13 protein-coding genes are annotated in these 20,764 nt (G+C 63.3%); 4 read left to right on the forward strand and 9 right to left on the reverse strand.

What is annotated here, in order from left to right:
* Nucleotides 1–70 precede the first annotated feature (70 nt).
* Complete coding sequence (locus V1292_RS26880) at nt 71–3,742, reverse strand: YhdP family protein (RefSeq protein ID WP_334375634.1); 3,672 nt, start codon at nt 3,740–3,742, stop codon at nt 71–73.
* A 216-nt stretch (nt 3,743–3,958) separates the two neighbouring features.
* Between V1292_RS26880 and V1292_RS26885 the strand changes: the two genes are divergently transcribed.
* The 4 genes from V1292_RS26885 to V1292_RS26900 all read left to right on the forward strand — a co-directional run bounded on the left by V1292_RS26885 (nt 3,959) and on the right by V1292_RS26900 (nt 9,231).
* Nucleotides 3,959–4,708 (forward strand): redoxin domain-containing protein, encoded by a 750-nt coding sequence (locus tag V1292_RS26885; RefSeq protein WP_334375635.1) that lies wholly within the window; start codon nt 3,959–3,961, stop codon nt 4,706–4,708.
* 113 nt (nt 4,709–4,821) lie between these two features.
* Nucleotides 4,822–6,177: a M23 family metallopeptidase gene (locus V1292_RS26890; RefSeq protein WP_334375636.1), complete on the forward strand. Its 1,356-nt coding sequence runs from the start codon at nt 4,822–4,824 to the stop codon at nt 6,175–6,177.
* A 213-nt stretch (nt 6,178–6,390) separates the two neighbouring features.
* Nucleotides 6,391–6,840 carry an SRPBCC family protein gene (locus tag V1292_RS26895; protein ID WP_334375637.1) on the forward strand — a complete coding sequence of 150 codons (450 nt, stop codon included), beginning with the start codon at nt 6,391–6,393 and terminating at the stop codon, nt 6,838–6,840.
* Between the two features lie 222 nt (nt 6,841–7,062).
* Nucleotides 7,063–9,231, forward strand: coding sequence for a carbamoyltransferase C-terminal domain-containing protein (locus V1292_RS26900; protein WP_334375638.1), 2,169 nt, complete (start codon nt 7,063–7,065; stop codon nt 9,229–9,231).
* Between the two features lie 35 nt (nt 9,232–9,266).
* Here V1292_RS26900 and V1292_RS26905 read toward each other — a convergent pair whose 3' ends face one another.
* From V1292_RS26905 to V1292_RS26940, 8 genes are all read right to left on the reverse strand, one after another.
* Nucleotides 9,267–9,764 carry a cupin domain-containing protein gene (locus V1292_RS26905; RefSeq protein ID WP_334375639.1) on the reverse strand — a complete coding sequence of 166 codons (498 nt, stop codon included), beginning with the start codon at nt 9,762–9,764 and terminating at the stop codon, nt 9,267–9,269.
* Complete coding sequence (locus V1292_RS26910; RefSeq protein ID WP_334375640.1) at nt 9,761–10,444, reverse strand: helix-turn-helix domain-containing protein; 684 nt, start codon at nt 10,442–10,444, stop codon at nt 9,761–9,763. The genes V1292_RS26905 and V1292_RS26910 overlap by 4 nt, the downstream gene beginning before the upstream one ends.
* Before the next feature lie 87 nt (nt 10,445–10,531).
* Nucleotides 10,532–11,437, reverse strand: a complete 906-nt coding sequence (locus V1292_RS26915; protein WP_334375641.1) for a DMT family transporter — start codon at nt 11,435–11,437, stop codon at nt 10,532–10,534.
* Nucleotides 11,438–11,521: 84 nt separating this feature from the next.
* Entirely contained in the window at nt 11,522–12,391 is an 870-nt protein-coding gene (locus V1292_RS26920) for an NAD(P)-dependent oxidoreductase (protein ID WP_334375642.1), read from the reverse strand.
* A 3-nt stretch (nt 12,392–12,394) separates the two neighbouring features.
* A protein-coding gene (prfB, locus tag V1292_RS26925) for a peptide chain release factor 2 (RefSeq protein ID WP_334375643.1) occupies nt 12,395–13,526 on the reverse strand; the annotation gives its coding sequence in 2 pieces (ribosomal slippage) (nt 12,395–13,456 and nt 13,458–13,526; 1,131 coding nt in all).
* Between the two features lie 85 nt (nt 13,527–13,611).
* Nucleotides 13,612–16,143, reverse strand: a complete 2,532-nt coding sequence (locus tag V1292_RS26930; protein WP_334375644.1) for a penicillin-binding protein 1A — start codon at nt 16,141–16,143, stop codon at nt 13,612–13,614.
* Nucleotides 16,144–16,334: 191 nt separating this feature from the next.
* Nucleotides 16,335–18,839, reverse strand: coding sequence for a penicillin-binding protein 1A (locus V1292_RS26935; protein ID WP_334375645.1), 2,505 nt, complete (start codon nt 18,837–18,839; stop codon nt 16,335–16,337).
* Between the two features lie 240 nt (nt 18,840–19,079).
* The gene (locus V1292_RS26940; RefSeq protein WP_334375646.1) at nt 19,080–20,408 is read right to left on the reverse strand and encodes an N-acetylmuramoyl-L-alanine amidase; all 1,329 of its coding nucleotides are present in this window, start codon (nt 20,406–20,408) and stop codon (nt 19,080–19,082) included.
* Between the last annotated feature and the right edge of the window lie 356 nt (nt 20,409–20,764).

Below are 20,764 nucleotides of genomic sequence, written 5' to 3' on the forward strand. Positions count from 1 at the left end.
GGTGCGCTGCTGATCCGGGGTCCGGACGATGCTTTATCGCCTGGGCTGCACCGCGTCCGGAATACGGAGACTAATTATTCGGCGGCAGTTCGATCGGGCTGGTGTTGTTCTGCTTGCCGGTGTTGAACTCGAAGATCTTGCGCAGCACACCGGGCATCACTGCCGAAATCGGATTGACGCGCAGCACGGGCTGGCCAGGCGTGCCGACCACCTCGTAGGTCACGCCAATCAGGCCCTCATTACTGCCGCCACCGAGGAACAGTCCGAGCACCGGAATCTGGCCGAACATGTTGTTCAATCCATACATCGGAACGAAGGTGCCGCTCATGCGCACGGCATTACCGACATAGTCGATGCTGCCTTCAATGGTCGCGCCGATGATCGGACCCTTCACGACACCATCGCGGATCGCGAGCTGTCCGCTCTGCCGGGTGAACTCGGCGCGCAGTGCCGTAAAGGAAATGCCGTTCTGAACGCCGGCCGCTCCGCCCGCGGCGGCGCGCTCCAGTGCGGCCTCACCCTTGATGGAGAAGTCGCGGACGTTGATCAGACCGTCCTTGGCGCTGGGTTCGACCGTCGGCGGCTCCATCGCAAGCGCGAGCTGTCCGCCGACCATTTTCGAGTAGGTGTCGGTGAAGCGGAAGAACGCACCCGCATCGTTGGTCTGCAGGGTGATGATGTCGCGTCCCTGTCCCTGCCCGCGGCCGCGCAGATCGGCGGTCACCGGCGTGTCGCGCCCGACCTTGCCGGAGAGCGTGAAATTTTTGACGATGCCGTTGCGGCGGGAGAATTTGCTGTCGACGCTGCGCAACGCCTCGCCGTTGAAGCCTGCGACCGCGCCAAGCTTGACGTCGATATCGAGGTCGATGTTCCTCGACTTGCTCTTGGGGTCGGCCTCCTTGCCCGAGATCGCCGATTTGAGGAAGCCGCGGCCGTCGAACACGTCGCCGCGCATCGTGACCTTCACGACGCCGTCGGCGCCGCGCTCGGCCTTCAACGTCGTCTTGTCGCCGTCCGACGGCGCGTAGGTCGGGAAGTTCGCGTTCAACAGATCGCCGTTCTGGTCGACTTCCAGCGATCCCTTGATCGAAACGCCGCCGCCTTCGACCACGATGTCCTGGAACAGCGTCGACTGCTCCTTCTTCACGACATTGAACGTCGCCTTGCCCGACTTGCCGGGCACCTTGACCCAGCCCGGCAGGATGTTGTCGAGCCGCAGCGAGGTCAGATCGGCTTCGATGCCGACGCGGCTGTCGTTCTCGCCGATCTTGCCGACCACCTTGATCGGGATCGAGCCGCTCACGGCGGGTCCGAGATCGATCCCGAGGCGCGCGCGGCTGGCATCATCCAGCGTCGCCTGCAGCCTGATATCGGCGTCGCCCTCGCTCGGCTTGCGATAGTCCAGCGAAGCCGGCTGCCCGTTGATCTTGACGTCGCCCTTGACCTGGTAGCCCGCGTTGTTGGCGAGCACCTTGAGCGTATTGGATTCCAGCTTCTGGTTCATCACGAGCTTGTCGGCGGCAAACCCGGCTAGATCGGCAATCACGGTGTAGGTGGTGTCGGCCTTGGTCATTGAGCCCTTGACCGGCATACCGAGCGTGATGATGGCGGCAACGTTTCCCTTGCTGGCGTTCGGATCGATCAGCGTGCCGGAGAGATCGCTGATGCGGTCGGACGCCAGAATCTCGGCCGCTGCCGGCACCGACGCATCGACCCTGAACTTCACCCGCGAGGGCGACGGCTTCGGCGCCATGTCCGGCACCTCGAAGGTGAAGTCGGAAATGTTGATCTTGCGGCCGGCGGGCGTGTCGGCAATTCCCTGCCCGATCGTCACCGTCGCGGTTCGCCCGGTAACCCGCGCCTTCAAGTCGGCATCGCGGACCGCGGGCATGTCGTCGACCGGACGCGCGGTAACTCCGGAGGCGACGATGTTGACGGCCAGGCCATCGTCCGGAATCGGCGGTCCCTTGCGCGAGAGATTGCGCACCGGCGAATTGACGCCGACTTCAATGCGCTGGAGCGTGCCGCGCTCGATCCGCTCGATCACCCATTCGCGCACTTCGGGCACGATCAGGATCGGCCACATCCGCTTCAGGGCGGATGCCGACATCGGCGTTCCAGCGAAACCAAGCTGGAGCCGCGCCTCGTTCGCATAGTCGATGCTGCCGGTGCCGGCGATGCCGATCTCGCCGTTGCTGATATCAGCCTGGGTGAGCAGCACGCGCTTACGGTCGGTGTCGAACTTCAGCCCGATCGCGATCCGGTTGAAGATCAGCGGCGGTTCGTTGTCGGTGCCGGCCAGCAGGATGGTGCCGCCGCTAAGGCCCGCCTGCCATTCGGTGGTGGCGCCGTTCGGCGGCTCGAGATGGCCGAGCAGCGTAATCCGGTTCGAACCGGAGATGACCTTGAAGGGTGCGACCAGCACGCGCCGCCCGGCATCCCATTCGACGCTCATCTCCGCCGAATCGATCGGCATCGGATAGTCAGGCGTATCGCTGTCGATGAGGTTCCCGGCGCCGGCGGTGATCTTGCCGCGGAAGTAGGTCGGCAGACCGTCGCGGCCCAGTTCGCCCTTCAGCTCGCCGGAAAGCGGCAGCTCGGCGCTGTAGGTCAGGTCCTTGACCCGCATCGCCAGCAGGATGTTGGCGGCAGGCACCTTGTCGGCGCGAAGATCGACCGAGCGCACGCCGTTCTGCTGCGGTCCAACCACGACCTTGAGCGACCAGGGGCGCGCACCTTGCTCGCCAAGGCTCACCGCAACCCCGCCGCCGCTCGGACGGCGCATGCTGAGGCTGATATTCTCGAAATTCCATTTGTTGCCGCGCTGCTGATCGTCGACGATGAGATTGCCGTTCTTGAGGCCGATCTCGTTCAGGTTCTGGCCGTCGAGGCCGGTCAGGCTGAGGCTGTCGAGCCAGTCAAGGCCGGCCAGCAATCCGTTCTGCGTGGTATCGGGAGCCGTCGCAGCAGCACCCTGCGGCGGCGCAGGCGGCTGGCGGGGAAATGTCGGCGCCAAGCCGGCATCGCGCTTGGAGGCAACGCCGGTCGCCAGCGGCTTGGCGGTATCGCCGGCAGACACTGTCACCTGGCCGTCCGGCGTGATTCGCACCGAAAGTTCGGCATCGACCAGATTGAGGCTCTCGGCGCGCAGCCGCCCCATCAGCAGCGCCATCCCCGATAGTTTCACCTCGGCCTTCGGCGCAGTCGCGACGACGACCTGGTCACGGTCGCGGACCACGATGTCGCGGATGCGCACCGCGATTCGAATTCGTCCGGCCCGCTCGATCTGCGTACCGCCGACCTCGACCGTGTTGCCATGGCCGATATTGTCTTCGATCGCGGCCGCCAGCCACGGCGTCGCGACGTCGAGGTTGATCGGCCCGGCGCCGAGCCGCCACCACAGCCCGCCGAAACAACCGGTGAAGATCACCGCCAGCACGGCGATCACGATCGCCAGGCGCTTGACCCAGCGCTCGCCGGTCATCCATTGCCGCAACGCTGCAAATCTGTCGCCGAACCGGTGGAATCGGGAATTGGAGCGCGACAACAGTCGTCGCGCACGATAACCCGCCGCCTCGTCCTGCTCCCAGCCCGCCGCGTCCTCCCATTGCTGGGTCTCGGCACGCGGATTCGACCCCTTGGGCGAAGTATTCTTAGCCATTGCCTCTCGGTGCCGGCGCTGAGGTTGATCGCCGCCAAGGCCACGCTCTTCGATCGGTATCGAGCGCTCCTGTGCCGGCATCGCTGCCAATCCTCGATTAATACTGTTACTCGTGGTCGGGCCCAAGGATTGATTGGGCGGTCCCATCGACGAGCGGACGGGGGTAGCGTCGAATTCCTTGTAACCATACTCCGGGGTCATCAAACTTGCCCAGCAGCCGGAGCGAATCCGACGGTCAAAGGCGAGACCCGCAATACCCTAATGGTTGATCTGCGGAAAGCGACGAAAGGAAGGCGTATGTCCAAGAAAACGCGCAAGAAATCCTCCATGCCATCCCCCAAGACCCGCAAGGCTTCCGCCGCAAAACCGGCCGCGGCCAAGACTGCCAGCAAGACCACCCGCCGCAGCACGCCGGCATCGACCAAAAAACGTGTCGCCAAGGTAGCCAACAAGGCCGCCAAAACCGCTACCAAGAAACCGGCGAAGACGGCCAAGAGCGCTTCAGCCAAAGCGTCGCACAAGCCGACATCGAAACAGTTAATAAAATCCAATCTATCGGATACGCCCAAGCCGGCTGCCGGAACCGGACTGGTCGAAGGCGCCATGGCGCCCCCCTTCAGCCTTCCGCGCGACGGCGGCGGCAGTGTTTCGCTGGCAGATTATGCCGGCAGGAAACTGGTGCTGTTTTTCTATCCCCGCGCCGACACGCCCGGCTGCACCCGGGAGGCGATCGACTTCACGCGGCTCGATAGCGCGTTTGCCGATGCCGGCGCGGTGGTGCTCGGGATCTCGGCCGACACCGTAAAGGCCCAGGAATCCTTCCGGAACAAGCACCAGCTTTCGGTTCCTCTGATCTCGGACCAGCAACATGAGATGCTCGAAGCCTATGGCGCCTGGGGCGAAAAATCGATGTACGGCAGGACCTTCATGGGGATCATTCGAACGACGGTTCTGATCGGCGCCGACGGACGGATCGCCAAAATCTGGCGCAATGTGCGGGTCGACGGCCATGCCGACGAGGTGCTGGCTGCCGTTCGTGCCACATGATCGGCAGGTTCTGATCGGCAGGTTCCATTTCCCAAAAATTAACCATGAACGGGTCAAATCGGCACGCAAATTGAGCCGAACGGAGCTGATTTCCGACCGGCGCGGGAGTGCCGATGTCGTACCGTTCCGGTCATTATGCCGATCACCACCATCCCCACGATCATGGCCGGACGCCGCCCCGCCGTCCGGCACCTCACGCGGCACGGGCCACCGCAGCGGTCGATGGCAACGGATATGCCATCGTCCATGCCGGCAAGCAGGTCCGCTTCGGGCCTGTGGTGTTCTGGATCGTCGTCGGCACGATTGTGCTGCTTGGCATGTGGTCGGCGGCCACTGCCACCTATTTCGCGTTTCGCGACGACGTCCTGACCCGGCTGATCGCTCGCCAAGCCGAGATGCAATACGCCTATGAGGATCGCATCGCGGAGCTGCGCGCGAAGGTCGACCGCACCACCAGCCGCCAGTTGCTCGATCAGGAACAGTTCGACCAGAAGCTCGACCAGATCATGCGCCGCCAGACCGCGCTCGAATCGCGCGCCACCGCCCTTGGCGCGATGCCGGATATCGCGGCGACCGGTTCGATTCGGCCTCCGGCGCGCGGCGCGGCCGTGGAGACACCCGCTTCCGGCAGCCTAAAGCCCTCGCCGATCAGCGACACCGTGATCTTCGTCGCGCCGCCGGATCGCGAGGCTCGGCTGGAATCGCGCACGCCCGCGGTCGCCAAGCCGCAGCCAAATCAGTTCGCCAAGGTTCAGGGTGTCGACAATGTCCTTGTCCGCCTGCAGACCTCGCTGGACACCGTCGAGCGGCGGCAGATGGCGGCCTTGAGCTCCGTCGAGGACAGCATGGAATCGCGACTGCGCCGCATGCGTGGCGTGTTCACCGATCTCGGCCTCAATATGGCGCAGTTAGAGGCCGCAACGCCGCGCTCGGCGATTGGTGGACCGTTCGTGCCGGTGAAGCTGCCGGCGGATGCCGGTGCGTTCGAACGCCAGCTCAACCGGATCAACCTCACCCGCGCCCAGATGCAGCGCCTCAACGCGACGCTCGCGCTGGTGCCCTACCGCAAACCTGTCGTCGGCGAGGTCGAATTCACCTCGGGCTTTGGTGTTCGCAGCGATCCATTCCTCGGCCGGCCCGCGATGCATACGGGCCTCGATTTCCGCGCCGCCACCGGCGATCCGGTGCGCGTCACCGCGAACGGCAAGGTGGTGTCCTCGGGGTGGATGGGCGGTTACGGCCGCATGGTGGAGGTCGATCACGGCAACGGCCTGTCGACCCGCTACGGCCATCTGTCGGAGATTCACGTCAGGGTCGGCGACTTCGTCAAGATCGGCCAGGTCATCGGCGCCGTCGGCTCAACCGGCCGCTCCACCGGTCCGCATCTGCACTATGAAACACGGATCGACGGTGACGCCGTCGACCCGCAGAAATTCCTGCGCGCGGGCGTGCGGCTCAGCTCAGGCTAGCATCACGCCATCAGAACTGGCGTGCTCGCTTGTTGATCGCGAAATACGTCGGCGGTTTACCGGCATGTGAACGGAACCGCGCGCCCGCGTCGGTGAATTTTTTTCTGGCCCCGTGTCGGATTGCATGGAGGCCTGGCGTCCTTGTGACAGAGACTGAGCGAACCCAAGCAAATCCTGCGATATACTCCGCTCAGTAATGGAGAAAGTACCGTCATGTCCCAAGGCAATACCGTTCGTTTGCATCGCGTCTTCGCCACCAAGCCGGAGAAGGTTTTTCGCGCCTTCCTCGATGCGGAAGCGATGGCCAAGTGGCTGCCGCCCTACGGCTTCACCTGCAAGGTCCACCAATTCGAGGCGAAGGTTGGCGGCACATTCCGGATGTCGTTCACGAATTTCACCACGAACACCGGGCATTCGTTCGGCGGAGAATATCTGGAGATCGTGCCCAACGAGCGGATCCGCTACACCGATCGTTTCGACGACCCCAATTTGCCCGGCGTCATCGAGGTCACAGTGACCCTGAAAGCGGTTTCGGTCGGAACCGAGATCAACATCGAACAGGCAAACTTGCCGACGGTGATCCCGGTCGAAGCCTGCTATCTCGGCTGGCAACAATCGCTTGCCCAGCTCGCGTTGCTCGTGGAGCCGGATATTCAGGAATAGTGAAGATCGAGGAGAGGCACCACGCTGTGGTGCCTCTCCTCTGGTACCCAACCTCGCCGGCATGATGTCGCCGAATACTTCCCATACCTCGCCGTTGTCTCGCAAGCCGTTTCAGCGCTTGCAAGCATACGAAACGGCATTGTTGCCCGGCGCCAATTGTGATTGATGCGGGCTGCAGGCATGACCTTGCGCGATGGCGAGGCCCAGAGGTTGGACTAAGGCTTGAAACCGAACACACGAATTGGTCCGCGACACCCAAAACTCGCGGCGGGTGGATTTCGCTTTGCGCGCTGGCTCGCTGCAAAGACCATGGGTGCTGCCGGTTTCCATCAGCTCGGCTCTGAATTCGCCAAGGCGCGGATCGCGCATGTGCGCGACAAGCTCGCGCGAGGCGAAACGGTGTATCTCGCAGGTCTCGGCGCGCCCGGCACGCATAATTCGGGTCTGGCGCTGGTCGAGGTGACGCAGGCGGATGGGCCACGGCTGATCGTCAACAACGAGGAAGAACGCTTTTCCGGCAACAAGCACACCACCGAATACCCGAAGCTGTCGATCGACGCGGCGGTGGCGACGCTGCGCGGCATGGGCCGCGATATCGGCGACATCGATGCCTGGCTCACGAGCTGGGATTACCCGACGCTCGCCGGCACGCTGGCGCGCTCGGTACTCGAGGAATTGCCGCAGAGCATAAAGCTCGTGCGCACCACCGAGGCCACAGGGTTTGACGGCCGCCGCCTCGACCAGATGACGCGGACGCCAAAAATCCTCGCCCGCCAGCTCGGGCTTGCCGAGCGCGTGCCGTTGATCTGCCTGCCGCATCACGACAACCATGCATGGTTTTCCTACGCTGCCTCGCCGTTCGCCGACGACGGCGCGCCGACCGCGATTGCGGTGCTCGACGGCACCGGCGATCAGGGCTCGATCTCGCTCTATGTGGTTGAGAGCGGCGCGATGCGTCGGCTCTACTGCAACGACAGCATGTTCGATTCACTCGGCGCATTCTATAGCGTGATCTCGTCGACACAGGGCGGCTGGACATGGCTGTCCAGCGAGGGCCGCTACATGGGCGCTGCCGCCTGGGGCGATATGGACCGCGCCAGCAATCCCTATTACGCGCGGCTGCGCGGCGTTCTGCATTTTGGGGCGAACGGCGATATCAGGCTCAATCGCGCGCTGGCCAACTGGTATTGCGACCCCTTCGACCATCCCTACAAGGAAGCACTCACAAAAATTCTCGGCGAACCGCTTAAGCGAGAGCAGCTCTGGAATCCGGATGCGGTGCTGCGTGTCGAGGACATCCACCACCGTCCCGACACCAAGGACCGTCTCGACAAGGCGGCCGCGACGCAACTGGTGTTCGAGGACGCCATGATTCATGTCGTCGATCATGTGTTGCGTACGACCGGCGCCAACCGGCTGGTGCTGACCGGCGGCGTCGCGCTGAACGCGGTCGGCAATATGCGGCTGCTCGAACATTTCGACGAAACGTGGTTCACGAGCGCGCAGCGGCGCAATACGCGGCTGCATCTGTGGGTGCCGCCGGTGCCCGGCGACCCCGGCGTCACCATCGGCGCAGCCTGGCTGTTCGCGCATCTGGCGGGCGCTCCGCGCGGCGCGCCGATGACGCATGCTTTCTATTGCGGCACGTCCCCCTCGCAAGGCGATATCGTCCATGCGGTTGCGGCCGATGACATCGCCTCGCAAAGGATCGGCGATATCTCGACGCCCGAAGGCCTTGAAGCGGTCGCCGATCTGATGGCGTTCATGGTGGCACGAAACGGCGTGATTGCGCTATATCAGGGCGCGGCCGAGACCGGTCCCCGTGCGCTCGGCCATCGCTCGATCCTCGCCAACCCTTGCGACCCGGCGGTGCGCGAACTGCTCAATGCGCGCGTCAAATACCGCGAGGCCATTCGGCCGCTGGCGCCGATGGCAACGCTGGAAGCTGCGAAAGAACACTTCGAACTGCTGCCCGGCGCATCGGATGCCGACTACAACGCCTATAATTACATGGTGCTGACCGCGCATTCGAAGCCGCATGCGCGCGAAAAAATTCCGGCGGTCATCCACGCCGACGGCACCGGCCGCATCCAGATCGTGCGCGCCGACGACGATCCCCTCACCTATGCCTACTTGAAGGCGCTCGGCCGCCACATCGGCGTCGAGCTGTCCGTCAACACCTCCTTCAACGTCGCAGGACCGATCGCGCAGACGCCACAGCAGGCGATCGATACGCTGCGCCGTTCCAAGGGACTCGATGTCGTCATCATGGCCGCCGGCGACGGCACCGCCACCGCAGCCTGGCACGGCGGCGAGCGCGACAGCGGAAGATTCAGAAACTGGCTTGCCGACTGGAAGAAGGCATCAGCTTCCAGTCGGCCCATGCGATAATTCGCTTCTTCCCTGAGATCGGGTGATCCGCCGGCTCAGAGATCGACGCGTTCGCTCGCGACCGCCTTGCGTTCCGCCATGTTGAACCGGCCGCTATAGATCGGGCGCTCACCGGTCGTCGGACCAGGATACTGGACGATGAATATCTCCCCGCCCGTTTCGGTGCGGAATTCACCCTCAAAGTGTGGGTCAGGATGGAACAGCACCGTTCCCGGACCATGCAGCGTTCCGTCGATTGAAAACTCGCCTTTCAGGATATGCCAGACCTGCGCGAAGCCATGATAGTGCTCGGGATGATGGGCGCCGGGCTCAAGCCGCAGAATTCCCGCGTTCGGTTCGGTCGGGCGTTCCGGTCGCGGATGAAAAAGCATTTTGCCGGTCTCGCCCGGCCACCGGATCGTCTCCCATTCGACTTCGTCGAAATGGCGCGTCTCGTAGGGCTTGTGGTCCTTTCGCGAGGCTTCGCGCGCGGTCGTCAATTCCGCATTTGCGGCCGCCGTATCGGGAATCTCCTTGCTCCTGACAGCACTCATTTTGCTCTCCCTTTTGCCGTGCTTTCTCGTTCGCTTTTCCTGCCCGCAATATCGCTCCACCACTCAACCGCGATGGCCGACTGATTTTCGATTGATGTCACCATGAGCAGCCGCGCACTGCCGGACCCCCGCGCCCACGCCATATGCGGCACGTCCGAGCGCAAATGAATCGAATCGCCGCGTTCCAGCGCGATGGTTTCGTCGCCCACCTGGAATTCGACACTGCCTTCGAGGACAAAGCACATTTCTTCGCCGGGGTGCGCGACCAGCGTCGGCTTGCGCGGCTTTGCTGACAATTCGAGCAGGAAAGTTTCCAGCCGCTGCTCGCCCACGCCCGAAGCGAGCTTGCGCCAGGCATAATTTACGTCAGCGCTCTTCGATGGACCGGCATCGATTGACCGCACCACGCGATACGCGCGCGTCCGGTCCTCTCCTTCGACGTCGGCAAACAATTCGGCCGGCGGCACCTGCAGGACGCCGGCAATTTCCAAGAGATTACCGATCGAACACGCGATGAGTCCGCGCTCGATCCGCGAAAGAAATGTCACTGATAGGCCGACCATTCCGGCGAGTTCATCGAGCGTCAAACCGCGCGCCGAACGGGCCCTGCGAATGACGGCGCCAATCGCGGCAAGGCGCGCCGCCTCGCGGACGCGCCGGCCAACTTCTGCCGAAACCACGCTGCTCTCCCGTTTTGCTTATATGGCAAATCATATTGCTATATAGGCAAATGTCAAGTTGGCTCGCATCGCCTGCGCGAGCCCAACTTAACGTTCGAGAAACTTCAGCACGCGGCCGTCGATCAACAGCAGCGCGCTGCCGATCACCAGTGCGCCCACGATTTCACGCGGCGAAATCTGCTCGCCGAGCACGAACGAGCCGAGCAGGATGGCCGTAACAGGCACCAGCAGCGTCACCAGCATGACATTGGTGGCGCCGGAGCGCCGCAGGATCTGAAAGAACACGATGTAGGCGAGCGCGGTCGACAAGCCAGCGAGGCCAATGACGGCGAACCATGTCACCGTATCAGGCATTGGCAATTGCCACGGCCGCTCGAAAATGCCGGCGACGACGATCATCATCAGGCTCGATGCCATTAACTGAAACGTGGCGGTGGCAAGCGGCGGCGAATCTGACAACGCGCGCCGCGCTATCAGCGCGGAGATGCCGTAGCTCAGCGCCGCCGCGAGACACAAGAGGACGCCGAGCCCCTGCCCGCTGGCAAAGCCTAATCCGCTGCCGCGAAGGATCACGACGCCGACAAGGCCTGTGATCATACCGGCCACACGCCTGATGATGAGCTTCTCCTCGCCCGCCGCCGCCATCACCGCCACCGTGAACAGCGGCGTGGTGGCATTGAGGATCGAAGCCAGCCCGCTCGGGATGTACATCTGTCCGGTGACGATCAGCGAGAACGGCAGCACATTGTTGAACAAGGCGACGAGGAAGAACGGCCGCCAGCCGATCCACCCCTTCGGAAACGGCAGTCGCTGCACGCAAATCACCGGCAGCAGGATCATGGCGGCCAGCAGCACGCGCAACAGCACGAGCGTGAACGGCGGCAGTTCGCGTAGCACTACGCCGTTGAAGAAGAACGATCCGCCCCACAGGATCGAGAGCAGGCCGAGCAGCGACCAGTCGCGGGCATCGATCCGGTTGTCGTTGGCGGTCATGGCGGTTCAAATCGAGAAGACAGGCGGGTCTATTAAGTCGCGCTGGACTTTGCCACCCGATTCCCGAATCCGATTGTGCAGCGGCTATTTCGGCCGCGAGACGATCTCGATCATCTTGCCTTCGTCGTCGTCGGGCATCTGAGCCTTCGCTCTTGCATAGGCCTCGACCGCGGCACGCCCGATCAGCGGCGCGTCGGCCAGTAGGCTCTCGGCCAACTTCACGGCGTAGGCCGCATCTTTGTGACGCAGCGAAGCCGTGAACGTCGCCCCAGCGAAGTTGCGCGCGACCATACGCTCGGAATGACGCAAGACCTGCGGACTTGCCGTGACTCCGCTCTGGATCGCTTCCAGCACCAAGTTCATGTCGAGCCCAGCCTGCTCGGCAATCGCAAGACCTTCGGCGAGCCCCGCGATTTGAATCGCACCCATCAGATTGTTGATGAGCTTGTACACGGTACCAGTACCGACAGCGCCGAAATGACGGATGGTACCGAGAGGCTCAAGAAAAGGTCTGGCCTTTTCCAGATCGGCCGGGTCAGCACCTACCAAGAGCGTCAGTTTCCCGCTGGCCGCGGCGTCGGGTAGTCCGGTCACTGGACAATCGATATATGAAATCCGACGCCAACCAAGCTGACGTCCGAGATCGCGAGCATGATGGTATGAAACGGTAGAACACTCGATAGCGAGGCGATCGGGCTTCCAGCTCGCGAGAACGCCCTGTTCGCCCAACCATACTTCGCGCGACGCCTCATCGTCCGCGACCATAGTGACGACGGCGTCGACGTCCTCCGCAGCCCTCATCGGCGAATTGCCCCATAGAGCACCACGCGCGATGAGGTCGTCTGCTTTTTTCTTGCTCCGATTCCAGACTTTCACCGTAAAGCCTGCATCGAGATAGCGGCCGGCCATACCATGGCCCATGCGGCCGAGCCCGATGAAGGCCACTTTGGTCATGCGCTAGTCCACGTCCTCGACCTCACCGGGCGCGGTGCCGAAGGCGCGCTGCGCCAGCGTCGCCGCCATGAACTCGTCGAGGTCGCCGTCGAGCACGCCTGACGTATCCGAGGTCTGTACGCCGGTGCGCAGGTCCTTCACCATCTGGTAGGGCTGCAGGACGTAGGAGCGGATCTGGTGGCCCCAGCCGATATCGGTCTTAGCGGCTTGATCGGCGGCGGCTTGCTCCTCGCGCCTCTTCAGCTCGATCTCGTAGAGCCGCGCGCGCAGCATGTCCCAGGCCTGAGCGCGGTTCTTGTGCTGTGAACGGCCAGCCTGGCAGACCACCGCGACGCCGGTCGGAATATGCGTCAGGCGCACCGCGGATTCGGTCTTGTTGACGTGCTGGCCGCCGGCGCCGCCCGAGCGCATGGTGTCGGTGCGCACGTCGGATTCCTTGATGTCGATCTTGATGCTGTCGTCGACGACTGGAAAGATCGCTACAGAAGAAAACGAGGTGTGCCGGCGCGCGTTGGAATCGAACGGCGAGATCCGCACCAGGCGGTGCACGCCCGCTTCGGTCTTCAGCCAGCCATAGGCATTGTGCCCGCTGATCTGGATGGTCGCGGATTTGAGGCCGGCCTCTTCGCCTAGCGTTTCTTCCAGGTATTCGATCTTGAAGCCGTGGTTTTCGGCCCAGCGCGTATACATGCGCAAGAGCATCGCGGCCCAGTCCTGGCTTTCGGTGCCGCCGGCGCCGGCATGCACTTCGAGATAGGAATCGAACTTGTCGGCCTCGCCGGACAGCAGCGCTTCCAGCTCGCGGCGGGCGACCTCCTTCTTCAGGGCTTTTAGCGCATTCTCGGCCTCGACGACTACGCCTTCATCGTTCTCGGCCTCGCCGAGCGCGATCATCTCGACATTGTCGTCGAGCTCGCGTTCGACCTTGCCGATGCCCTCGAGCGCATCCACCAGCGAGGTGCGCTCCTGCATTAGCTTCTGGGCTTTCTGGGGATCGTTCCAGAGGTTGGGATCTTCGGCGAGCTTGTTCAGCTCGGCCAGCCGTGCCGTCGATTTCTCGACGTCAAAGATGCCTCCTCAGCAGCCCGACTGACTGCTTGATCTCTTCAACAAGGCGTTCGACTTCGGCGCGCATGGTCTCTTCTGTCTGCGGATGGAACCGCTACTGGATGGATGTTCAACGGCCGGATGTAGCGGCGTATGCCGCAAAGCGCAATCGGCTAGTAAAACCTCCCAGTACCCGGCCGCATGATATTGCCGGCGTCAGGAGGCAGATTCCCCTGAATGCTGCCGGCTTCCGGCGGGTACCCCTGCGGCACCCGTCCTTCTCCATCCGCGACACCGACGGGGGCCGGCATGTAGTTCTCCGGCGGCGCGGTGCCCGGCTTGAAGGCTTCCAGAACGGTACGGCCGGTGTCGCCGGGTGTGGGGCGCATGCCGCTCTTCGAATCGATGCGAACCAGCCTGATCCCGGGAGGAACCTTGAACGGGGTCGGCGGCTTGTCGGCCAGCGCCAGCTTCATGAAATCCTTGGCGATTGGCGCGGCGATGCGGCCGCCCTGCGCGGCCCTGCCCAGCGTGCGCGGCTTGTCATAGCCAAGATAGAGACCGACGACGAGATCGGGCGAAAAGCCGACGAACCAGACGTCTTTTGCGTCGCTGGTGGTGCCGGTCTTGCCGGCGATTGGCTTACCGACCTCGCGCATGATCGTCGCCGTGCCACCCTGCACCACTCCCTCCAACATCGAGGTGATCTGGTAGGCGGTCAGCGAATCGAGCACCTGCTCCCGGCGATCGACGAGTTGGGGCTCGGGCTGGTTCTTCCAACCGCCGGGCGCGTCGCAACCGCGGCACTCGCGCTGGTCATGCCTGAAGATCGTGCGTCCGTAGCGATCCTGGATACGGTCGATCAGGGTCGGCTTCACCCGCCGGCCGCCATTGGCGAACATCGAATAGGCCGTCACCATCCGCATCACCGTGGTCTCGCCGGCGCCGAGCGAATAGGAAAGATAGTTCGGCAATTCCTCATAAACGCCGAAGCGTTTGGCATATTCGCCGATCAGGGGCATGCCGACATCCTGCGCCAGCCGCACCGTGACGGTGTTGAGCGATTGTTTCAGGGCATCGCGCAGCGTGATGGGACCCTTATAGCTGCCCACCGAAAAATTGTCCGGCCGCCAGACGCCGTTGCCCTGCCCCTGATCGATCTCGATGGGACCGTCGATCATGATCGTTGCCGGCGTGTAGCCATTGTCAATCGCGGCCGAATAGACCAGCGGCTTGAACGTCGAGCCCGGCTGCCGATAGGCCTGGGTCGCGCGATTGAACTGGCTCTGGTCGAACGAGAAGCCACCGACCATCGCGACCACGCGGCCGGTCCACGGATCCATGGCGACCAACGCGCCGGACACTTCCGGCAACTGGCGCAGCCGGTATTGGCCCTCGACCGGCTTGCCCTCCTTGTCGAACAGCGGGTCGGCGTAGATCACATCACCTGGCGACAGAATCTGCGAGACCGAAGCCGTCGCCGGTTTGCCGCGCGCCGCAGCGACCGGCTTCGCCCATCGGACACCATCCAGCGTGATCAGGCCGGTTTGCCGTTCCTTGGAGATGGCGCCCCCCAGTTCGCGGCCGGGCTGGAAACCGATCCGCGCCGACTGATCGGACGTCTCCAGCACCACGGCCATCCGCCAGGGCGAGATGTCGCTCAGCGATTTGATCTCCGCGAGCTTCACGCCCCAGTCGCCGGAAATGTCCAGCTTGCTCATGGCGCCGCGCCAGCCTTGCGCCTCGTCGAACTTCACGAGACCGGCGGCCATCGCTTTGCGCGCCATTACCTGTAGCTTCGGATCGAGCGTGGCGCGGACCGACAGGCCGCCTTCATAGAGCTTCTTTTCGCCGTAGCGTTCGAAGATGTCGCGCCGGACTTCCTCGGCAAAATATTCGCCGGCAAAAGTATGCGCGGCATTGGACCGGCTGGCCACGACCAGCGGCTCCTTGCGGGCCTTGTCGGCATCGGCCTGCTTGATCCAGCCGTTTTCCAAGAGGCGATCGATCACATAGTTACGCCGCTCGATCGACCGGTCGCGGCTGCGCACCGGATGCAACGTGCCCGGTGCCTTCGGAAGCGCAGCAAGATACGCCGCTTCCGCAACCGTCAGCTCGTTCACCGATTTGTCGAAATAGACCAGCGACGCCGCCGCGATGCCGTAGGCGCCGAGGCCGAGATAGATTTCGTTGAGATAGAGCTCGAGGATGCGATCCTTCGAATACGCCCGCTCGATGCGCATCGCCAGCAAGGCTTCCTTGATCTTGCGGGTGAAGGAGACCTCGTTGGTCAGAAGAAAGTTCTTCGCGACCTGCTGGGTGATCGTTGACGCGCCCTGCGGACGCTTGTTGGAGCCGAAATTCTGCACGTACGCCACGGCCGCGCGCGCCATGCCGGTGAAGTCGATGCCGCCGTGCTCGTAGAAGTTCTTGTCCTCTGCCGCGAGGAAGGCGTTGGTGACGAGTTTTGGCACCGCCTGAATCGGCAGATAGAGCCGGCGCTCCTTGGAATATTCGCCGAGCAGCGCGCCGTCCGACGCATGGATGCGCGTCATCACCGGTGGCTCGTAATCCTGAAGCTGCGAATAGTCGGGCAAGTCCCTGGAGAAATGCCAGATTGCGCCTGCAACGCCTGCGACACCGACCAGAAACACCACGGTGCCGGCAGTAAACAGAAAACCTACAAACCGCACCAGCAAGCGCATTACCGAAATTCCATTCCAACCCTTGCGCCGCAACGTCCGGCGTTTGCCCTCGGGCGAAGGCTTTGCGCTATCCTCGGACGCCTATCTTTTCACTCTGCCGCGCTACCAACCGTCGGACCCACCGGGTCCAGACGTGTGTATCACGCAGTGTCCAAGGATACATCTTGAGATTGCAGACGATTCGTGCGGGGTCAATAAAGCCCGCCGGTGCCGGGCCGCATGATGTTGCCCGCATCAGGCGGATAGCCTTGCGAGTATCCCTGCGGCACCCGGCCATCCATGTCGGCAACACCGATAACCGAGTAATTGTCCGGCGGCGCGGTGCCCGGCTTGAACGCTTCGAGGATGGTGCGGCCGCCCTCGCCCGGACCGACGCGCATGCCGCTCTTGGCATCGACGCGAACCAGCTTGATGCCCGCGGGCACCTTGAACGGGACCGCCGGCTTGTCGGCAAGCGCGAGCTTGAGGAAATCCTTGGCGATCGGCGCGGCGAGATGACCGCCGGTCATGCCGCGGCCGAGATTGCGCGGCTTGTCGAAGCCGACATAGATGCCGACCACGAGGTCCGGCGAAAAGCCGATGAACCACGCGTCTTTTTCATCGTTGGTGGTGCCGGTCTTGCCGGCAATGGGCTTGCCGACTTCCTTGACCACCGTCGCGGTGCCGGCCTGCACCACATATTCCATCATCGAGGTGATCTGGTAGGCCGTCATCGGGTCCAGCACCTGCTCGCGGCGGTCGACCAGTTGCGGCTCGGCCTGGTTCTTCCAGCCGCTCGGCGCGTCGCAGCCGCGGCATTCGCGGGCGTCGTGCTTGAAGATGGTGCGGCCGTAGCGGTCCTGGATACGGTCGATCAGTGTCGGCTTCACGCGGCGGCCGCCATTGGCGAACATGGAATAGGCCGTGACCATGCGCATGACCGTGGTTTCACCCGCGCCGAGCGCATAGGACAGGTAGTTCGGCAATTCGTCATAGACGCCGAAACGCCGCGAATATTCGCCGATCAGGGGCATGCCGATGTCCTGCGCGAGCCGCACCGTCACCGTATTCAGCGATTGCCGGAGCGCGTTGCGCAGCGTGGTCGGCCCGCCGTATTTGCCGGACGAATAGTTCTCCGGGCGCCACACGCCGGCGCCCTGTCCCTGGTCGATTTCAATGGGCGCGTCGACCACGACGGTCGACGGCGTATAGCCGTTGTCCATTGCCGCCGAATAGACCAGCGGTTTGAACGACGAACCCGGCTGTCGATAGGCTTGCGTCGCGCGGTTGAACTGGCTCTGGTCGAACGAGAAGCCGCCCACCATCGCCAGCACGCGGCCGGTCCACGGATCCATGGCGACCAACGCGCCGGACACTTCCGGCAACTGGCGCAGCCGGTATTGGCCCTCGACCGGCTTGCCCTCCTTGTCGAACAGCGGGTCGGCATAGATCACGTCGCCCGCCGACAACACCTGCGCCACGGAGCTCGGCGTCCTGCCCTTGGCGGGTCCGGATGCAGCCTTGGCCCAGCGCACGCCGTCGAGCGTGATGATGCCGGTCTGCCGCTGCTTGCTGACGGCGCCACCGAGTTCGCGGCCCGGTTGGAAACCGATCCGCGCCGACTGGTCGGATGTCTCCAGCACCACGGCCATACGCCAGGGCGAGATATCAGATAGCGATTTGACGTCGGCGAGTTTCACGCCCCAATCGCCGGAAATATCGAGTTTGGAGGGCGCGCCGCGCCAGCCGCTGGCTTCGTCATATCTGACGAGACCGGCGACCATGGTCTTGCGCGCCATCACCTGCATTTTCGGATCGAGCGTGGCGCGGACCGAGAGGCCGCCTTCGTACAACTTCTTTTCGCCGTAACGCTCGAAGATGTCGCGCCGGACTTCCTCGGCGAAATATTCGCCGGCGAAGATATGGGCGCCGTTGCCGCGGCTGGTGACGTTGAGCTGTTCCTTGCGGGACTTTTCGGCGTCGGCCTGTTTGATCCAGCCATTTTCCACGAGGCGATCAATCACGTAATTGCGCCGCTCCACCGCGCGATCGCGGTTACGCACCGGGTGCAGCGCCGCGGGCGCCTTCGGCAGCGCCGCCAGATAGGAGGCTTCCGCGACGGTGAGCTCGTTCACCGATTTGTCGAAATAGACCAGCGACGCCGCCGCGATGCCGTAGGCGCCGAGACCGAGATAGATTTCATTGAGATAGAGCTCGAGGATGCGGTCCTTCGAATACGCCCGCTCGATGCGCATCGCCAGCAAGGCTTCCTTGATCTTGCGGGTGAAGGAGACCTCGTTGGTCAAGAGGAAGTTTTTTGCGACCTGCTGGGTGATCGTCGACGCGCCCTGCGGACGCTTGTTGGAGCCGAAATTCTGCGCGTAGAGCACGGCCGCGCGCGCCATGCCGGTGAAGTCGATGCCGCCATGCTCGTAAAAATTCTTGTCTTCGGCCGCGAGGAACGCGTTGATGACGAGTTTTGGCACCGCCTGAATCGGCAGATAGAGCCGGCGTTCCTTGGAATATTCGCCGAGCAGCGCGCCGTCAGACGCGTGCACGCGCGTCATCACTGGCGGCTCGTAGTCCTGAAGCTGCGAATAGTCGGGCAGGTCCTTGGAGAAATGCCAGATCGCGCCTGCAACGCCTGCGACACCGACCAGGAACACCACGGTGCCGGCCGCAAACAGGAAACCCAAAAACCGGACCAGCAAGCGCATTATCGAAGTTCCGTTCCAACCCTGTGCGCCGTCATCCGCGGCGCCTATCCAGATACGGCAATCCCGCCGGACGGGTTGCCGCTACGCGGTCGAACAATAAAAGGTCCGGCGGGCAATATTGACCGATTCCAAAGACCAGCAGTCTGTTTTCTATACCGTTGCCGCTGTGGCCAAACTAGGGCTTGGTCCATCGGACGGCCCCCTTTTCAATCCACCCTTACGCCACGCGTATCGGGCTTTTCACTTGGCCGGTCCGGCAGTTGCCAGCCGTTTGGCCAGAAACGCATCAATTGCCTGCGCCATCGCGCCGACCGTCTTGTTCCGCCAGTTTTCCGATACCAGAAGCTCGAGGTCGCCCTTGTTCGAGACGTAACCGAGTTCGACCAGCACCGAAGGGACGTCCGGGGCCTTCAGAACCCGGAAACCGGCAGATTTCAACGGGTGCTTGTGCATCCGCACGGTATTCTTCATTTCACTCATCAGGGTCCGTGCAAACCGGTTTGAAAAGGTTTTGGTCTCCCGCTGCACCAGGTCGATCAGGATGTCGGCGACTTCGGTCGGCTCGTCGACGAGGCTTACTCCGCCAATCGCGTCCGACTTATTTTCGGTATCGGCCAGCCGCTCGGCCTCGGAGTCGGAGGCCTTATCGGAAAGCGTGTAGATGGTGGCGCCATGGGCGTCGCCCTCGCCGCGCGGCAAAGCGTCGGCATGGATCGAGACGAACAGTGCCGCCGCCTCGTTGCGTGCGACCTTCACGCGGTCGCCAAGCGGTATGAAAGTGTCATCCGTCCGGGTCATGACGACGCGATACTTGCCCGATTTCTCGATCCGGTCGCGCAGCGCCAGGCCGAAGGTCAGCACCAGGTTCTTTTCCATGATATCGCCGCCGCCGGCCTGGGTACCGTTGTCGACACCGCCATGACCGGGATCGATCACGATCACCGGCCGCTTGTCGGGTGCTTGCGGCGGCTGGGCGACTGACGAATCCGGCTGGGCGGCGGCGTTGGCCTCAGCGATCGCGGGCCGCAGTTCGGGGCGGCTTTCCCGCGGCAGCGACTGGACAAAGGCGGTGCGGTCCACCTGTTCGAATTCGAGCACCAGCCGCGGCGGTTGGCCGTTGGCCGCTTCCAGTACATAGGATTTGGCGATCTTGGCCGGCCCCGTCAGGTCGAACACGATCCGTGATCCGCCCGGCATGACGAGACCATAACGGAACGCCTTGACCAGCCCCCGTCCCCCGACTCCGATCCCGGCGGGAAGATTGAAGCTGAGTTGGGGAAGATCGACGACCACGCGATAAGGGTCCGCCAGCGCGAAGGCGCGAAACTGCACCGGCTTGTCCAGATCGAGGATGAAACGGGTCTGCCTGGCATCGCCTGCCAGCCGGGCATCAGACGCGATCGGGAAATTCGATACCGTCGCCGGGCCGGGGACGGCAGCGACGGAAGCCGGCGGTTGAGAAGCTCCCCCCTGGGCCGCGCAGGAGCCAATCATCTGGGTACACAGCAATGCTGCGGTGCACAACAGCCCACATCCCAGCAAAACAAGGTGATTTGCGCGGCTCGCCAACGATTCGGTGCCTCCGGAGGAGCCTTCCCTTACCGCATTAGAACCGCAGGGTTAATCGAAGCTTAACGTTTAACCACCGAAAAAACAGCGACTGTTGCCGTGCAGCGACGTCGGAGGGCGGGTTCCCTTGCGCTTCCCTTGCACGGAGCCCCCGATCCACGTATGTACGAGGTGCTGACGGCTAATACTCCCGGTTGTGTCGCGTTCAGCCTCCCGGTGCAGCGCCGGAACCTCCGAAGCCCGGAGGAACCTGCGTCTTTCCCGATCCCTCCACAGCCAGCGCCGCGCGCGGCTGACACGGAGCGGCGGTTTCGAGCCCGAGCGGCGTCCGGTCCCAGGTACTTTTTCCAGGGGCG

The sequence above is a fragment of the Bradyrhizobium sp. AZCC 1719 genome, assembly GCF_036924525.1.
Lineage (GTDB): Bacteria > Pseudomonadota > Alphaproteobacteria > Rhizobiales > Xanthobacteraceae > Bradyrhizobium.